The organism is Imperialibacter sp. (assembly GCF_040222815.1).
Taxonomy (GTDB): Bacteria; Bacteroidota; Bacteroidia; order Cytophagales; family Cyclobacteriaceae; genus Imperialibacter.
In genome coordinates this window covers 610,092-628,287 of sequence record NZ_JAVKCH010000022.1, presented here as the reverse complement: position 1 = coordinate 628,287, position 18,196 = coordinate 610,092, and the positions used below count along the sequence as shown (strand labels likewise).

9 protein-coding genes are annotated in these 18,196 nt (G+C 45.3%); 4 read left to right on the top strand and 5 right to left on the bottom strand.

Annotated elements, in window-relative coordinates; all coding sequences use genetic code 11:
- Positions 1 to 26: 26 nt before the first annotated feature.
- Positions 27 to 545 carry a hypothetical protein gene (locus RIF36_RS12395; protein ID WP_350123730.1) on the top strand — a complete coding sequence of 173 codons (519 nt, stop codon included), beginning with the start codon at positions 27 to 29 and terminating at the stop codon, positions 543 to 545.
- Positions 546 to 548: 3 nt separating this feature from the next.
- Here RIF36_RS12395 and RIF36_RS12390 read toward each other — a convergent pair whose 3' ends face one another.
- The 4 genes from RIF36_RS12390 to RIF36_RS12375 form a co-directional block, all read right to left on the bottom strand.
- Positions 549 to 1,892, bottom strand: a complete 1,344-nt coding sequence (locus tag RIF36_RS12390) for an FAD-binding protein (protein WP_350123727.1) — start codon at positions 1,890 to 1,892, stop codon at positions 549 to 551.
- A gap of 73 nt (positions 1,893 to 1,965) precedes the next feature.
- Positions 1,966 to 3,075, bottom strand: coding sequence for a pyridoxal-phosphate-dependent aminotransferase family protein (locus RIF36_RS12385; protein WP_350123724.1), 1,110 nt, complete (start codon positions 3,073 to 3,075; stop codon positions 1,966 to 1,968).
- A gap of 151 nt (positions 3,076 to 3,226) precedes the next feature.
- Complete coding sequence (locus tag RIF36_RS12380) at positions 3,227 to 3,589, bottom strand: four helix bundle protein (RefSeq protein WP_350068948.1); 363 nt, start codon at positions 3,587 to 3,589, stop codon at positions 3,227 to 3,229.
- Positions 3,590 to 3,669: 80 nt separating this feature from the next.
- Positions 3,670 to 6,447 carry an FAD-binding and (Fe-S)-binding domain-containing protein gene (locus RIF36_RS12375; protein ID WP_350123721.1) on the bottom strand — a complete coding sequence of 926 codons (2,778 nt, stop codon included), beginning with the start codon at positions 6,445 to 6,447 and terminating at the stop codon, positions 3,670 to 3,672.
- A gap of 274 nt (positions 6,448 to 6,721) precedes the next feature.
- On the opposite strand from RIF36_RS12375, the gene RIF36_RS12370 reads away from it, so the two are divergent.
- From RIF36_RS12370 to RIF36_RS12360, 3 genes are all read left to right on the top strand, one after another.
- Complete coding sequence (locus tag RIF36_RS12370; RefSeq protein ID WP_350123719.1) at positions 6,722 to 8,521, top strand: acyl-CoA dehydrogenase FadE; 1,800 nt, start codon at positions 6,722 to 6,724, stop codon at positions 8,519 to 8,521.
- Between the two features lie 204 nt (positions 8,522 to 8,725).
- Positions 8,726 to 10,156, top strand: a complete 1,431-nt coding sequence (locus tag RIF36_RS12365) for a TonB-dependent receptor (RefSeq protein ID WP_350123717.1) — start codon at positions 8,726 to 8,728, stop codon at positions 10,154 to 10,156.
- A gap of 235 nt (positions 10,157 to 10,391) precedes the next feature.
- Positions 10,392 to 13,448, top strand: a complete 3,057-nt coding sequence (locus tag RIF36_RS12360; protein WP_350123714.1) for a CHAT domain-containing protein — start codon at positions 10,392 to 10,394, stop codon at positions 13,446 to 13,448.
- 488 nt (positions 13,449 to 13,936) lie between these two features.
- Here RIF36_RS12360 and RIF36_RS12355 read toward each other — a convergent pair whose 3' ends face one another.
- A complete protein-coding gene (locus RIF36_RS12355) occupies positions 13,937 to 18,196 on the bottom strand; it encodes a LysM peptidoglycan-binding domain-containing protein (RefSeq protein WP_350123712.1) in 4,260 nt (1,419 codons plus the stop codon).

The following is an 18,196-nucleotide window of genomic DNA, read 5'->3' as shown; positions in this document are numbered from 1 at the left end:
GATCGGAAATCAAAAACTATCAATCTATGAAAGGGATATTATTCACCGTCTTACTGTGCTTCGGCTTTGCGCCACATTGCCAGGAGCTTCAACTTAGCAAAATTGACACAACCCAATACTTCGATTTTTGGGTGGGTAAATGGAAAGCAACCTACGACGAGGGAAATGGTGTGCAGCAATATGGCATCAACACAATTGACAAAATTCTCGACGGTACCGTGGTTCGAGAGACTTTTGAGCTCGATGGGGGCCAAAATAAAGGATTTAAAGGCACGAGTATTTCCGTTTACCAGCCACAGCTCAAGAGGTGGAAACAAGCCTGGGCTGATAACCAGGGCGGTTACTTCGATTTCGAAGGAGAATTTATCGGAGACAAACGAATCTTCAAGACCCAGATATTTGAGCGGGGCGAGAAGCGAATCCAGCAGCGCATGGTGTTTTACAACATCAAACACGACTCGTTTACATGGGACTGGGAGCTCTCCTCGGACGGAGGGCAAACCTGGGCGTTGAGCTGGAGGATTTTGTATGAGAGGACAGAATAGTACCTATCCCTGATAAACATTCAAATCCAAATACTCATTCCTGAACTTGCCTTGCGGGTCATATTTTTTGACTAGTTCCAAAAACGACTGGTATTTGGAGTACCTGGCGTGCAAGGTTTCGGGAGCTACGGTGAACAGTTTGCCCCAGTGTGGCTTAACTCCAAACGGAGACAACTCCGCTTCAATCATTGGTAGCAACTTGCCAACCTCTTCCGGGTTTTGCTTCCAGGTAAAATGTATCGCCACGCTTGGCTGCCTGTAGGCTGTGCTCATCCACAGCTCATCGGCTGCAATGGTGCGAATTTCAGTGATCATCAATTGAGGAAAGATCAGGTCACGCTTTTTCTCCAGGGCCAGGATGGCGTCAACGGCGTTTTCCATGGGGACAAAGAACTCTGACTGCAGCTCCTCGCCACTGCTAGGCGTAAAGCCCATTTTAAAGTGTGGCAGGCGGTCGTACCAGGGGCCTGGCTTACCCATTTGCTCCGTGCAATTTTCAGCTGAAAGGCGGGTAATGGGATGCAGGTTTTTGGTGGCAGCAGTTGCTCCGTAGAATTCGACGCAGGCATCTGTTATTTCCTCGTCCATCCGCCGTTTGATCCACACCTGGCTTATCACCTGATTTTGCCAGTCAGTAAATAAGCTGACGCTGTAGCCGGCAGACATGATGGCTTCAAAGTCTTTTTCCAAAGATGCCAGCGGCAAATCCTGAAAAACGTCTTGCCTCACGTCGAAGGTCTTCTCTATAGCGAGCGTCACTTTCGTAACAATGCCCAATGCGCCAAGACCGACGACAGCTCCATAAAAATCGGGGTCGCCTTCTTTCAATTTCACCAGTTTCCCGTTGCCATCTACCAGCTCCAGTCCCTTCACAGCGCTTGCCAGGTTTCCGTTCCCCACACCTGACCCGTGGGTGGCTGTGGTAGCTGCACCTGCAACAGAGATATGAGGCAGGGAAGCCAGGTTGTGCAAGGCATAGCCCTTTTGATGAAGCTCCGGAGCAAACTCCCCATACCTTGCACCCGACTCTACCGTGACCGTCATCGCCTCCTCATCAATCCCCAAAACCTTGTTGAAGTTCTTAGTAGATATCTGATTCTCGGGGCTGTCGGCTATATTGTTAAAGCAGTGCTTAGAACCCAACGCCTTCTGACTGGAAAGCTTTCTGACAAGCCTCTGAAGCTCCTCGGTCGTCTTCGGTTCCAGAAGATTCTTTGCTTTGTACTGATAGTTACCCGCCCAGTTCTTTCGAATTTCCGTCGGCTTGTCTTCGCAAGAAACCAGCGGCACCATCATTGATCCGGCTACAAATGCGCCTGTTGTTTTCAAAAACTCCTTTCTCTTCATAGGATGTCAGGTATAGGTTGGCAAGAAGTTAGCAATTTTCCTGATCAATGCCCCACCTGCATAGCTCAATTTCCTAGAGCATCTCCTCCAGTGCACCCACTAGCATGTTCACATGGTTTTTAGTACAGCTTTCGCCCATAATGCCTATTCGCCAGATTTTGCCGGCAAACACGCCTAGGCCGCCACCAACTTCGATATTATAGTCATTTAACAGACGGGTTCTGAGCGCAGCTTCGTCGACACCCTCAGGTAAGTAAACGGCATTCAGATTCGGCAAACGATGCTGCTCATCGACCACAAACTTAAAGCCCAACGCCTTCAGTTTCATCTTCAAATAGTTGTGCACCACTTCGTGCCTGGCCCAACGCTCTTCCAAGCCTTCTTCCAACACAATATTCAATGCTTCATGCAAAGCAAATATGGCGGAAACAGGGCCTGTGTGATGATAGGCCCGCTTCGCCCCTGCCCAGTAATTCTTCACCATGGTCAGATCCAGAAACCAGCTTTGCACTTTGGTTTTACGATTGTCAAGGACTTTCACAGCCGCTTCGGACAAGCTTACCGGCGAAAGCCCGGGAGGGGCGCTGAGGCACTTTTGCGAACCTGAGTAAATAGCATCAATGCCCCATTCATCGACTTTAAGGGGCGCACCTGTGTAAGAGGTAACCGCATCAACAACGAGTAGCGACCCTGCATTGTGCACCAGGTCACTTATCTCCTGCAAAGGTTGCATGGCTCCCGTGGAAGTTTCAGCGTGCACAATGGCTACCAGCTTTGGCTTTGGGCAAACATCCAACACTTTTTTGATCTGGCTCACTTCGGTCACCTTGCCCCAGTCGGTGTCTATCCTGTGCACCTTTGCCCCGCAGCGCTCGGCTATATCGACCATCCGACCACCAAACACGCCATTGACGCAAATGATGCACTCATCACCTGGCTCCAGCAGGTTGACCAGGCAGGTTTCCATGCCAGCCGAACCTGGTGCTGACACAACGAAGGTGAGATTATTGTTGGTCAACAATGTTTGCTGCACCATGCTTTTCACCTCGTCCATCATTCGAACAAACTCCGGGTCGAGATGGCCAATCAATGGGGTGGCCATGGCTTTCAGTACTCTTGGGTGGGCGTCGGATGGTCCGGGGCCCATTAATACTCTATGAGGGGGATTGAAGGGGTAGGTCATATATCAATAGGGGTTTGACTAGTATTATCTTAATTCCTGTTTAGATCTGTTCAAAGTTTGCAGTTTAATAGTTGAGCATTTGAGTATTCGAGTATTTGAAAGAATCTTTGATTACCTATCAAACATCCGTAATGCCCAGTCTTCCATTCCGTCACCTTTTAAGCTGAGTATTTCTCAATGCGTTCAATTTGTTACTTATCTCTTCAACCATGGGTCTAAGCTGATCCACTTCTTTCTCCTCGATATAATTTAAATCGGAAGCTATCAAAAGCAAATTCAACACTTCCATCAAACTGCCATATGCTATTTCAGTAAAACGAGCTTGGTCCTTTCCTGAATGTCTGCTGCTCCCTTCGGCAATATTGCAGTTTATAGAAACACATGCTCGTCGTATTTGAGATGTCATTCCAAATTTTTCATCGTCCGGAAACTTCTTCGAAAGAGTGTACACTTTCCTGATAAGGATTCTCCCTTTCTGCCAAACTTCTAACCTTTCAAAGTAAAACTGGTGCATAATGTATCTTTTTCAATTTATAGTTCAAATCTCCGATGACCCAAATACTCGACTCCTCAAATATTCAGTTCCTCAATTCCTCATCCTCCTTTCGCACTACTCACTTCATCCAGCAACTTCATCACCGATTCGTAATTTTTTCCTACGGCTTCAGACAGTGCTATCTCACAAGTCTTAGATGTAGAATAATATCCGTCGTATGTCTCTTGTTTCACCTCAGTCGACTCTTTCTTTGTCGCCGCTTTGGTCAACTCTGGGTAGTAAAACCCACGATCGCCAGCCATGCCACAACAGCCCGCAAATTCCGGCACCTTCACCTCTTTGGCGCAGGCACTACCAATTCGTTTCAACTGATCGAGAGAGCCCATTTTTTGAACAGAGCAGACCGGGTGAAAGGCAATCTTGTCTTTTTGTGCAGAAATGTGCAATTGCGGCAACACAATCTCGGCAGCGAAGTCAATTACATCATGAATGATCAGTTTGTCAAACCGAGCCTTGTTGGCAGTTGTAAGATACGGTCTGCTGGATTTTATGGTCTGAGTGCAGCTTGTCACGTCCAACACCACCGGAATTTTTCCTTCCTGCGAGCTTTGCCAAAGTCGTTCAACAGCCTGGTTGGCAGTGAACTTGTAAGCCTCTGCAAAGCCTTTGGAAGAGAATACTTGCCCGCAGCACGTCCCTTTCAACTGATCGGGCAATACGATATTGATATTGGCTTTTTCGCACACTGACAGAAAAGCTCTCACTCCGTTGCCATCCATCATCCTTGAAATGCAACTTGAGAAGTAAACGACTGACTGGCCCTCGCTACGTGCATTGCGACCCGCCTTAAAAAGCTCCCTGATAGCCGATTTTTGAAAGTGATTGGACCAAAGCGGCATACCTGGAATGATCCGTTTCATTCCCGAAGTCAACTTTTGCATGAACTGCTGACCCAACAGCCTGTTTAGAAGAAACCCTTTCCAAAGTGCCAGCCTGGTACCGCTTTCAAGCCATTTGAAGTTTCTGGCAACACCAAGAGCTACTTTATTCTCAAATGACGAATGGTTTTCCCGTCTTAATCGCTTAACCAAATCGCCCGTATTAATATCAACCGGACAATTGGTAGCACACATTCCGTCGACAGCACAGGTTTCTATGCCATCAAATGCATAGTCTTTCAACAGCGCATCTTTCGTAGCATGATCCCCGGCCATTTCTGCCCGCTTGATGGCCCTTCTAACGCCAATTCGCCTCCGGGGAGTTAAAGTATAGTCACGACTGGGACAGCTATTTTCACAGAATCCGCACTCAATGCACTTGTCGACCTCTTCTTCCACAATTGGCATCACCTTAAGGTTGTGCACGTGACATTTCTTGTCTTCTGTTATTACAATACCAGGGTTGAGGAGGTTGTGCGGATCAATTAGCTGCTTTAGCCGCTTCATTACGTGGTAGGCTTCAGGCCCCCACTCTGTTTCCACAAAAGCAGACACAGCTCTCCCTGAACTATGTTCTCCTTTCAACGAGCCGTCGTACTTATTGAGCACCAGGTCAAAAAGGTCATCATTGAACTTCTCATACAAAGCGATGGCCTCCGGAGTAGCGTAACTTTGCGATACCACAAAGTGCAGGTTGCCGTCTTTCGCATGACCGAAGATGATCCCATTTTCGTACTTATGCTTCACAAAAAGCTGTTGAACATCTACTACGGCCTCTCCCAGTCTTTCGACTGGAAAAGTAAAGTCTTCCATCAATGCTGACGTCCCTTTCGCCCGCATGCCAGCCACAGAAGGGTACATTCCTTTTCGGATTTTCCAATACAGTGCCTGCTCGGTTGGGTTTTGCGTAAAGCTTGGCTCAAACAGCATCGGAAGCTTCGCCAAAGTCGGCTTCGCTAATTCGTATTTAGTGTCCAGCCGCTCCTGTGTGCTTTCCTGGTACTCGCACAAAATGGCCGATGCCTGCTCAGGCAATGTTTTAATAAAATCAGGAACGCCTGGCATGTCTTCCACCGACCTGAGCGACGCCCTGTCCATAAACTCTAAAGCCTCGGCTCCAGTATCCCTTAGTGCTGCAATTGTATTGCAAGCCTCAGCAGGGTTGTCAAAATAGAGCATGCCCGTCATTTTGAAAGGAAAATCAGGGATTGTGTTCAAGACAGCCTCCGCAATGAATGCCAGCGTCCCCTCTCCCCCGATAATCACATGTGCCAATATATCGAGCGGATGATCGAAGTCGAGAAAGGCATTCATGCAATAGCCTACAGTGTTCTTCTGCCTGTACTTTTTACGAATACGGGTAACTAATATTGCATTTTGTTCGACCTCCCTCTTCAGCACGAGCAAACTGTTCGCTATTTCTTCGCAGTCCCTTACAAATCTATCGTAGTCCTCCTTCCTTTCTGTAGAAAAAATCTGCCCATTGGGAAGCACAAAGGTGATGTGTTTCAGGGTGTGATAAGAATTGTTCACGACGCCACAGCACATGCCACTCGAATTATTGGACAGAATACCACCCATCATAGCGGCGTTGATCGAGGCTGGATCCGGCCCTATCTTTCTACCAAACTTCTTCAGGTGAATATTTACATGGGAGCCGATTGCCCCCGGCTCCACCCTGACAGTTTCCCCATTATTCTCTGGGTTTACTTTCCGCCAATAATTACTCAAGTCTGCCAATATCCCATCGGTAACCGCCTGCCCTGACAAACTGGTACCCCCAGCCCGAAACGTAACGGGAACATTCAACTTCTGAGAAACAACAAAAAGTTTTTGAATTTCTTCAACAGTTATGGGCTGTACCACGGCTTTGGGCACCAGGTAAAAATGGCTGGCATCGCTTGCATAAGCATAACGGTCGATGAGTCGTGTCTTCACACGTGGCCTGGGTATTATTTTTAAAAGAGCGTCTTCAAGCATATCTCAAAATCTTGAGCACAAGTTCACGTGCTCATTAACGCTCCATATTAACTGATTTCAGGCAAAAAATCTCAGCTAAACTGATAATCGGTCAACAATGATATGTGCGATGGATACCCTGAAATTTTTCACACCAATTTATTATGCATGCATACTATTTTTCCTTACATTTGAAATAGTATGCATGCATACTATTTATCCGAATTACAAAACTTAAAATTCTTCATTAGCCATGGAAACTACAGTTGCCAAAGATGCCATCAAGGGAGGTGAATTTCTGATCAGAGAAACTGACGCCGACGAGATATTTATTCCTGAGGAGTTTTCGGAAGAGCAAAAAATGATGGCGGAAGCCACAAGAGATTTCATTGAAAAGGAAATCAAACCGAACGTAGAAAGGATGGACAGCCTTGAAGAAGGCTTTATGCCAGGAGTGCTCGAAAAAGCAGGTGAGCTGGGTTTATTGGGCATATCCATTCCTGAGCAATATGGCGGCCTTGGCATGAGCTTCAACACAAGTATGCTAATTGCAGATATTGTCAGCTCGGCCGGCTCATTTTCTACCGCATATGGTGCACATACTGGGATTGCAACACTCCCCATCTTGTACTATGGCAATGAAGAGCAAAAAAATAAGTATATCCCAAGGCTCGCCAGCGGGGAATGGAAAGGAGCCTACTGCCTCACTGAGCCAGATGCGGGCTCCGATGCAAATTCTGGTAAAACAAAAGCCGTTCTTTCATCCGATGGCAAGCACTACCTGATCACCGGGCAGAAAATGTGGATTTCTAATGGTGGGTTCGCCGACTTTTTTATTGTATTTGCCAAAATTGATGATGACAAGAACCTTACCGCATTTCTTGTAGAGCGTACGTTCGGTGGCATCACTATGAATGCAGAAGAAAAGAAACTTGGTATTAAGGGCTCTTCAACTCGCCAAATCTTCTTCAACGATTGCCCTGTGCCAGTCGAAAACATGCTTTCTGATAGAGAGAATGGATTCAAGATAGCCGTGAACATCCTCAATATTGGGCGAATCAAGCTAGCCGCCGGCGTTATTGGCGGCTGCAAAGACGTGGCCACCATGAGTACACAATACGCCAACGACCGCAAGCAGTTCGGTGTTTCCATCTCTTCCTTTGGCGCTATTCAGCATAAGCTGGCCGAGATGGCAGTTAAAACCTATGCGACAGAATCGGCCTGCTACAGGGCTGGGCAAAACATCGACGACAAAATCACCGATTTGATAGCTAACGGCATGCCCGAGAATGAGGCCAAGCTGAAAGGTGTAGAGCAGTTTGCTATCGAGTGCGCCATTCTTAAAGTGCATGGCTCTGAAGTATTGGATTTTGTGGTTGACGAGGGTGTCCAGGTTTATGGCGGCATGGGTTTCTCTGAAGAAGCACCAATGGCCAGGGCCTACAGAGATGCCCGAATCACTCGGATTTACGAAGGCACCAACGAAATCAACAGAATGCTTCTCGTAGGGATGGTATTGAAACGAGCCATGAAAGGCGAGCTTGATATACTGCAACCGGCTATGGCGGTGGCCAAAGAGCTTACGTCAGTCCCCTCTTTTGCATCACCAGACCTTACCAAGCCATTTGCAGAAGAAAAGGAAGTATTGAAGAACCTAAAGAAGGCCATACTAATGGTAGCGGGTAAGGCTGCTCAGACTTTTGGGCCTAAGCTGAATGACGAGCAGGAAATACTGATGTGCATCGCCGACATGATGATTGAGGTGTATGTAGCTGAATCGACATTGCTCAGAACTGAAAAGCTGGTGTCAAAAACCGGAGAAAGTGCCAACGCTCTTCAGGCAAAACTTGCCCGTGTATATTTGGCTGAGGCAGTGGAAAAGGTAAATCGTGCGGGAAAAGAGGCAATTGCTGGCTTTGTGAAAGGCGACGAACAGAAAGTAATGCTCATGGGGCTGAAGCGATTCACCAAAATGGGCCCTGTTAACACCATTCTGTTGAGACGTGAGATAGCCAATGTGATGATCGAGAAATCAGGATATCCCTTAGCATAGTAAGGTAGGTGGTTCCCAGTTTAAAAATCCGCCCCAACAAGGCGGATTTTTTTTTGCGTTATAGTCAAAAAGCAACAGGCTTTTGTGAGCTTTTTTGTGAATTAGAAATCAAAACAGCGCTTTGATTGTTTACATTAAAAACACCCAGCAAAGATTCAGTTTTAATAATAATACGAGTAATTTTGTTCAAACAGGACTAAGTGTATGGATGCATCCTTTCGAAAGCTCACTACCAAGGAAAAAGCGCTAAAAATAAATCTTGACGAAAAAATCTACGGTACCTTTGCTGAAATAGGTGCCGGTCAGGAAACCGCAGCTCATTTTTTCAAGGCAGGAGGAGCATCTGGCAGTATAGCCAAAACCATGTCTGCCTATGACATGACCTTCAGTGATGCCATCTATGGGCCTTGCGACAGGTATGTATGCCAGCCTCGCTTACATCAAATGCTGGATAAAGAGTATAACCTGCTCACCAGGCGCTTAAGCTATCGAGCCAAGCGAACGACTTTCTTTGCCTTCGCTAATACTGTAGAAACGCTCAATTTTAAGAGAACCAATAAGGGGCATGGCTGGATAGGCATCCGGTTTCAGCTCCACCCCAATACACAGCCCAACGACTGTATCATCCACCTTGTGCTGAACGACACTGATGCGTTGTGGCAGCAGCAAGCATTGGGTATAGTTGGCGTTAACTTGCTTTACGCCTGCTATCACTACATGGATCCAGAAGAATTTATCATTTCTCTGATCGACAACCTGAGTGAGGGTCGAATAGAAATTGACATGTTCCGCCTGGAAGGCCCCGACTTCCACCATGTGGACAATCGCCTGATGAGCCTGAAGCTTGTTAAAAACGGATTGACACAAATGGCCATGTTTGGTGCCAACCGAGATGTGCTGCAACCGTCGGAAGCACTGTACAAAAAGAACGTTCTCGTTCTTCGTGGAAGGTTCAGACCAGTGACGCTGGTCAATGTTGATATGATGATTGCCGGTTTGAGGCAGTTCAAAAAAGAAGCCGACGTTGACCCAAAGAAGCTTATAGTGCTTTCGGAACTTACTCTCAACGACTTAACCAAGGATGGTAAGATCGATGAAAATGATTTCCTCGACAGGGTTGATATCCTTTGTTCGCTTGGGCAGAACGTGATTATTTCAAATTATCAGGAGTACTACAAACTGGCTACCTATTTCGCTCAGTATACAAGAGGCAAGAAAATCGGCATCATCCTTGGCTTCAACAACTTGCTCAGGATTTTTGACGAAAAGTACTACTCAGACCTCAATGGTGGAATTCTACAGGCTTTCGGTGAGCTATTTGGCATTAATATCAAGCTATTCGTTTACCCCTACATCAAAGATTTTGAATCCAAGGAATTGATGACCTGTGCCAATTTCAAACCGGCACAACACCTCAGACATCTTTACGACTACCTTCTGGAAAACAAAAAAATAGAAGACTTATCAAAAGTAAATGAGAAAAATTTAAGCATCATTTCGGACAAAGTCTTGTCAATGATACAAAATGGAGAAGATGGTTGGGAGAAATTTGTTCCGCACAAGGTAGCCGCTGCTATCAAGAAGAACCTCCTTTTTGACTACCCTTCGCCAGTTGCTATGGAAGAAGATGACTAACGTTTTTATTGCTTTGTTTGGAGTTCAGGAACCCGTGGTTGTCAATAATTTCGAGAAAGTTAGCTTTGAGCGAAACTCTCTTTAAGAAAAATGAATAACTTTAATGTTGAGTCATTTTTTCAAATCTCTTTCACCTTTTGCTAGGTGACATATACTGATTTAAACGCTTTGTAGAGTCAACCTAACCTATTGTAGACAAAGTAGTATTTTAGACTTCTACCTAAACCAATATGTGATGCAATTCAGATTAAGTAGCGCACTGTTTTTTGTAATATCCCTGTACCTGTCTGTCTCTTCGACGCTCTCAGCGCAAAGCTGGGAATCGCTTCTTGACAGCAGTGACTATTATTATGATACCGACCAGAAAAGGGCCCTCATGTATCTGCAAGATGCCTATAGCGCACTCAATGCCGAAAACGCAGGTAAACCCAATGGTCAGGAGGCGGTATTACTCAATAACCTGGGAATGCTGTATTGGGATGTCGACGACTTAGGGAATAGCAAGAAGTACCTTCTGAAGTCAGTCGAGACCTGGCGCAATATTGGGCAAACCAGCAACGAAGACTATGTAAACGCCCTTACCAACGCTGCGAATGTTAGTAAGATATTGGGGGATTTCGGGGCAGCAGAGCGTTTTTATAAAGAGTTGCAAGAAGTAATCGGCAAAACTAAAGGCGATCGCAGTACCGATTATATTAAATCGATGCAGGAGCTGGGAAGTTTCTACGAACATATTGGCGAGTTGGAAATGGCCGCTGTGAATTTTGAGCGTGCACATACACTTATCGAAGGCCATCATTCGACAGTAATGGTTCTAATGGCAAACTCCTATAGCGACTTGGGAAGAATTTACATTAAGCTTGGGCAACCAGACAAGGCGTTTTCGTTTATTCAGCACAGCGACGAGTTGTATGAAGCTAACTCACTCACACACAAGCTGGAATACCTTGAAAACCTGGAACACCTGGGCATAGTGTATGAGTATCTGGGAAAATACGGCGAGTCCGAAAGAGTGCTTCTGAAAACCCTCGACTTAAAAAGGAAAAGAGAAGGGATTGACCAGGGTCTTATTTTGGAAACCTTAAATGATTTGGGAATTCTCTATATCGACCTGGGGAACTATGAAAAAGCGGGCGTGCACCTACAAGAGGCTTTTGTTCTCAGTAAAAAAATATTTGGTCCCCGACATCCCAACTATGCCACGGCTGCCAATAACCTTGCAAGTTATTACAACGACAGAGGCGAATTAGACAAGGCTTTCGAGCTCTTCAAGGAGTCCGCTGATATATATAAAGCCAACTATGGAGAATACTACCCTAAGTACGCTACTTCACTTAACAACATGGCTGGAATTCGCCGCACACAAAAAAAATATGAAGAGGCGAAAAAATACTATGAAGACGCCCTAAGGATAGACAAAGTAGTTTTGGGGGAGAGCCATCCCGACTATGCTACCTTGATCAACAACATGGCCGTTCTCTACTCGAACACAGGCGATCATCAAAGAGCTGAGGCACTTTATCTTCAGGCACTAAACCTAAGAAAAGTGAGCTTGGGCGAAAACCACCCTTCCTATGCCAGGTCGCTGGAGAATCTTGGTCTCTATTATATCACACATGATCAACCCAAAAAATCAGGAGAGTTCTTCAAGGAGGCTATCAAAATACAGGTGGGTCAGGTAGGAAAGATATTTCCTGCCCTTAGTGAAATTGAAAGGGAAGTTTTTTACAACACGGTTCGGGAGGACGTAGAGCGTTTCAATACAATAGCGCTCAAGCTCATGAAAGAAACCCCGGCGATACTGGGAGACCTATACGACAACCAACTGGCAACAAAGGCGATTATATTTTATGCCTCAGACAAAGTGAGAAAGAATGTGCTCGCCAGCGGTGACGAACAGCTAATACAGGACTATATTCTCTGGAAGACGCTCAAAGCCCGTCTGGCAAAATTTTACCAGGTAGGTACAGCCAAACTGAAGGAAATGAATATCAACATCGATGAGCTTGAGGTCAATATTAATAACCTGGAAAAAAAACTTGCCTACGAATCCTCCTATTTTAAATCCGGGGAAGATAAGGTTTATAGCTGGGTCGACATCAGAAGAAACCTTAAAGAAGGCGAGGCGGCCGTGGAAATTGTCAGATTCCGGGAATTCAAAAGCCTCTATGGTGATGACGACAACCTCATCTACGGCTTCTCGGATCATATACAGTATGCGGCCCTTATTGTAAAGTCCGACTCATACACGAATCCAGAGTTGGTATTGCTCGATAATGGTAATCAACTCGAAAAACAGTACTACTCGGCCTTTTTTAACTCTTTGAAATTTGGCGTGACAGACAACGAGACGTATGTGCAATTTTGGGCCAAAATACAGGAACACTTGGGTGGCATAAAAAAAATCTATTTCTCTCCTGACGGGGTCTACAATAAGTTTAACCCTGAAACATTATATATTCCCGATCAAAAGAAGTACCTGGCCGACTTACTTGACGTAAATTTTGTCACAAGCACCAAAGACGTTGTAGAATTTAGCAGAACCGAAAAAAACAACGAAAAAACGGCCATTCTCGTCGGCAACCCTGACTACGGCCATATACCCAGCGAACTGGCAACGAATGCCAAAACAGCCTTTATCAACATGTTTCAGCCCCTGCCAGGCACGATGGTTGAAATACACACTATTGACGACATGTTGCGGGATGCCGGATGGAATTCAAAAATAAGCACTGATAAATTGGCTCGGGAAGAAAAACTAAAGAGTTTGGTAAGCCCTAAAATTTTGCACATATCTACTCACGGGTATTTCCTTGAAAACCCTCCGTTCATTTCCCAGAATGTTAACACAACCGCCAACAACCCGCTATTCAAGTCGGGGCTTGTGCTGGCAGATGCCAACAATTTCTTTGTAGACTATGTAACAGGAAAGGATGCTGACCTGGAATCGGAAGATGGTATTTTAACCGCATACGAGGCAATGAACCTCACGTTGGACAATACTGACCTTGTCGTGTTATCCGCTTGTGAAACTGGCTTGGGAGAAGTGATGAATGGCGAGGGCGTTTATGGTCTTCAGAGGGCTTTTAAGGTAGCCGGGGCCAGGAACCTGATCCTAAGTTTAAACAAGGTAGACGATCAGGTCACAAAAGACCTGATGATTTCCTTTTACAAGTACTACCTGAGTTCTGGAAACATTCGAGACTCATTCCGAAAGGCACAACTGAACGTTAGGGAGAAATATGAAAGCCCCTATTTCTGGGGATCATTTATCCTGATTGGGAAAGGGTAATTCCAGACTCAAAATTGATGCCTGGCTATTAAAGACAGCCGACTAGCCTGAAATTAGCCACCCGTATTTTACTGGCTCAAAAGGGCTACCCGAAAACTAATTGAACGGATCATTCTGTATTTCTGGGGGGATTGTTTTTTGGCATGGGTATTTTGTGCTTGCATAAAAAAGCAAAAGGTCCAAGCGAGACGCATTGAACCAGTTTTGCTTTTTTATTGCAGCCTATTTGCTGAATCGAATAACGTTCCTTTTGAGTTTTACCCCCAGATTTTCCGCTTGATCCAATTGAACGGCGTACAAGCAAATCAAAAACCCCGAAAAAGCCTGATGGAGACTTTTTCGGTGTTTTTTCGTTAGACTCCTAGGCTACCTTTATTGATCAGGAAATTACCGCCGTTCAAAAGGAGTCATTCAGAGCCTCAGCAATATGTCGTCAGACCCCTACACTCAAGCTAAAGCAAAACACCAAACCGGCTGAAGCCATACTGCTAATAAGAAACGTAAATATCAATAACGTCTCCCGGGTTCAATTGATATCCGTTCAGGTTGTTCAATTCAAGTAACAGCTCTTCAGGAAGGTTGAACTTCTCGGCTATGGAGATGATAGACTCTCCCTTTTTCACTTTGTACTGTTTGTAATTAACAGCATGGTCATTTAACTCAACCAAGAGACTTAGGCTCGGTTTGATACTGTTTTTGCCTTCTATTCTAATAGGTGTATATGGCTTAACTACCCCCGATTGCAAGCCATTCATAGCTTGTATCCTATCTGCCGACAGGTTGAATGCCCTGGCAATAGCATCAATAGTAGCCCCGGGACGGGCAACATAAATCTTAGCCAGTTCAGTTTGCAAAGGTTTTGTAGAGTATACCTCAAGTTCCACCCGTCTGTTAAAAGCACGTCCATACGCCGTAAGATTACTGGCAACAGGGTCACCTTCTCCGTTGTAGTAAACGGTCAAGGCCGTCTCATCCACTCCATGACTTACAAGGTATTTATAAACAGCGTCACCTCGCAAATCCGACAGTCTGTGATTATAGTCATGCTCCCCCTGGCTGTCAGCATGCGCATGAATTTCGATCTCAATTTCAGGATTCCTCCTGTATAGTTCGATCAACTTATTCATCGTCACAATTCCCTCATCCCGAATATTGGTGGCATCAGAGTCGAAATAAACCCCTTCATAGTTCAGCACTATGAATCCATCTTTGTACCCACGCACTTGCAAGTCTTTAATGAAAAAGTTGTCCGGCTTTATCGCAGAAACAGTCTGGTTGTTTGAGAGGATCTTATAGGCTTTGTTGCCGTCTAAGTAGTCAAATACAAACTCGCCATTTTGGTTCGTATAACCCACCTTGATTGTTTCGCCGGAGCTATTTGCCAATACAACCGGGTAGTTAGCAAGAGCTTTACCGGTTTTAATATCTACCAAACGCCCCTGAATCTTGATATTCTTAAACTCTTCTGTTTGGTATTGATCGACACTCGCCATGACCATACCTGACTCAACATACTTGTTTTCTAGATCAATCTGATCGCCAAAAATGTAGTTTGATCTTGCCCTGACATCGATCAGAGTCCCAACCAAGCTCTTCTCCTCTGCACTCAAGCCATTGTTAACCCCCCTGTCTTTTGTCAACAAGTCCATCTGGTTTCTACTCTGAGAATAGCTAAAAGCCTCAGTTAAAATCAAGTGGTTGAAAGTCTTTCTGATTTCAGGGTTGTAATTTTTGTATTTGATAAAATCATCCTTAATCGCACCCATTTCAGCCGTAGAGAGCTGATCTTCTGTCATAAACTTTGCCATTCTTCTGGCCATCCGCCTTTCCTCTGAGTCAAACTCAGCGAACCTTTGTTTGTCCTCTTCAAACATCTCCGGTTGGCCCGCATAGTCGTTGTTGATCAGTGAAACAGCTACAATCCTGTCAATTGCCTGCCTTTTACTCGGAGGCAGGCTCTCATAAAGCGCTCTTTGATCAGAGCTCATGCTTGTAGCCGCCCGACTTGAAGCCACCTTCGATAGTGTGTTTCCAGACTCGGGCTCACCCGTCCCCTCTCGTCGGTCGATGATGAGTTGACCACCCTGGTTTGAAGCAAGGTTAGTGCCAGTGGTAGCAGCCGGAGAGTTTTGCGTAGCAACATTTGTACTGCTGTTATTGGAGTTGCCCTGAGCCAGTGCCTGGTTCTCATTTGATTTAGAGGAACCAGCCGCACTACCAAACGAAGATGCAACCATTGGCCTATTGGACTGACTTGCGATAAGCTGCGAGGGCTCAGACGCATTTTCATCGAGTGCCAACAAAGGTCTGCTGGCTAGTTTATCGTAGCTGTCGACGCCGGACACCATTCTTGCAAACCTCAACTTCTCCTCCTCGCTAAGGGAACTATAAGCATTTCTATTGGCACCAGTTAATAAATTACCAACCTCTCCTACAATGACATTTCCGTTTGTTTTGGTATTCAAACTGGTAAGCAACAGCGTCTGTTTTGCTGTGGCATGATTAAAAATATACTCATCTGAGAAAGACAAATTCCGAAGTCTTCTCACAAGAATTTTGTCAATAAGCGCTTTTTGTCCGGCCGGTTTCTTATTGTAAAATTCCAGGTCTGCCGGAGTAATGTTCTTATCGAAGTCCGAAGGCTTCGCAGCCAAAAACGCAGTCACCAGCCTGTCAATAGACTGCTGCTCTTCAGTAGGCAAATTCTGGTAAAATACTTTATCATCTTCACTCAAAGAGAAATCGCTCTCAAGTGCCAGGTTCTTCAGTTGATTTACTATGGAGGCCTCGGCCCTCTCCATAGACTGCTCGTCCTGCTTTTTTAGAAAAACATTTGTATTGACGCCCAGCGAGAGGTTTTCAATTGACTTTTTCTGAAGCAGATAACTCCGTGCCAACGTTTTTACCTGAGTTTGGTCGGCGGCAGGCAAAGACTGGAAATACTCATCTTGAACCTCCTTGTTTCGGTACTCAGTTACCTTCAGTGTGATGTATTGATCTATTTTCTCTTTCGCATCTTTCGAAAGCTGCTCATAGTACGCCTTTTCTTCACTACTTAGCGATACATTCAGACCTAAGCCGTCTTCCTCCAGGTAAGACGACACCATCCTGTTGATTGAATACTTATCTCCGGTAGAGAGCTGCTGGTAATAAAACTCATCTTCAGTTCTCACAGCCCTAAGGTCTCTTTCCGACATTTTCCGTACCCTGGAGTTGACAATCCTCTCGATTTTCTCTTTGTCTGATTCAGATAAGTTATTATAAAATGCCTGTTGCTCGGCTGTAAGCATCGCTTGCGTATTGAACATACGTGCAGCAAGAAAATGAGAGATCACTTCCTCCACCTTCTCTATGTCATTGGTGTCGAAATTGTAGTCATCCGAGAAAACGGAGCTACGGCCTGCTACCACGTCTTCCTCAAGAATTTCAGCTATAATTTCCTGGTCGGTCTCAATATGGAAGGTATAAATATCTTGTCCTCCCACTCCACCGTCTCTGCCCGATGTAAGATAACCACTTTGCTGTCCTAATATAAAAAACCAGTCATCCCGATTTGAGTTATATGGAAAGCCCATATTATAGATCTCCGAATTCTCGAAGTTGTTGCCATTGGTCATGAATATATCAAACCCTCCAAAACCTCTATGTCCATTGGAGGAGAAGAAAAGAACGCCCTCCTTCTGGTCAAAAAAGGGGGTGGCTTCGTCCATACTAGTGTTGATGGCAGATCCAAGATTGATAGCAGGCCCCCAATTATCATTGCCAGCATCTACACTGTACCAAATATCTGTCTGACCAAACCCACCAGGTCGGTCGGAAACAAAAAATAGCGTATCATTCCCCGGTGACAATGATGGATGCCTTGAGGTAGTGTTTTTTGCATTTATATTGGCATTCAGAGGCTTTGGCTCACTCCATTTGCCATCGATAAGCTCCGATTTAGATATCTGAGAAGGTGTTGACGAACCAGCTGGCGGATTGTAGGTAAAGTAGACTTTCGTATTGTCTTTGTTAAAAATACCGGATCCCTCCCCATTTTTAGTGTTCAGGTTGGAAAACTTATCTTTATTTCCAATTTCTGTCCACGCATCTCCGGAATGCTCAAAGCGAAAAAGGTCAGCCGTTGACTGCCCCATTCTCGCATCAAACACGGATCCTGTTGATGATTTTCTTGACGAGGACATCATAAGAGAAGAATCCCCTTTAAATATAAAAGGAGCATAATCGTCGTATTGCGTGTTGACCGGAGAAGGCAGCACCTTGAATTCGGCGTGCCGAACCGGGTTGGCTAACTCATTAAGCGCCAGAAGACAGCCTTCCTTTTCAACAAGCGCCTGTAGCCTGAGTGCCTTAAATGCCGCCATTCTATCAGGGTTGGTATTATACCACTTAAGGTATTCCTGAAAATTCTCCATCGCCTCCTGATACTTGCCGTTGAGCTTTTGCATCAAGGCGAAATAATACCGGCTTGTCGGATAGTTGGCTTCCGAAAGATTAATCATCTTCTCGTATTGAAGCTCAGCCTCCTGATACTTAAAAGTGTTTCTATAACACTCAGCTAACTGAAAGGTCGCCAGCTGGTTGTTCGGTTCTTCCGCAAGTGCCTGGAGGTAATACTGTGCTGCCTCAGCATAATGTCCGTTTCTGAATTGATCATCTGCGTATTCATTTAGTTGAACAGCTCCCTGACCAAAGGCATTAGCTACTAAAACTAAACAGGTTACAAATACTAAAGATAATTTCTTCAT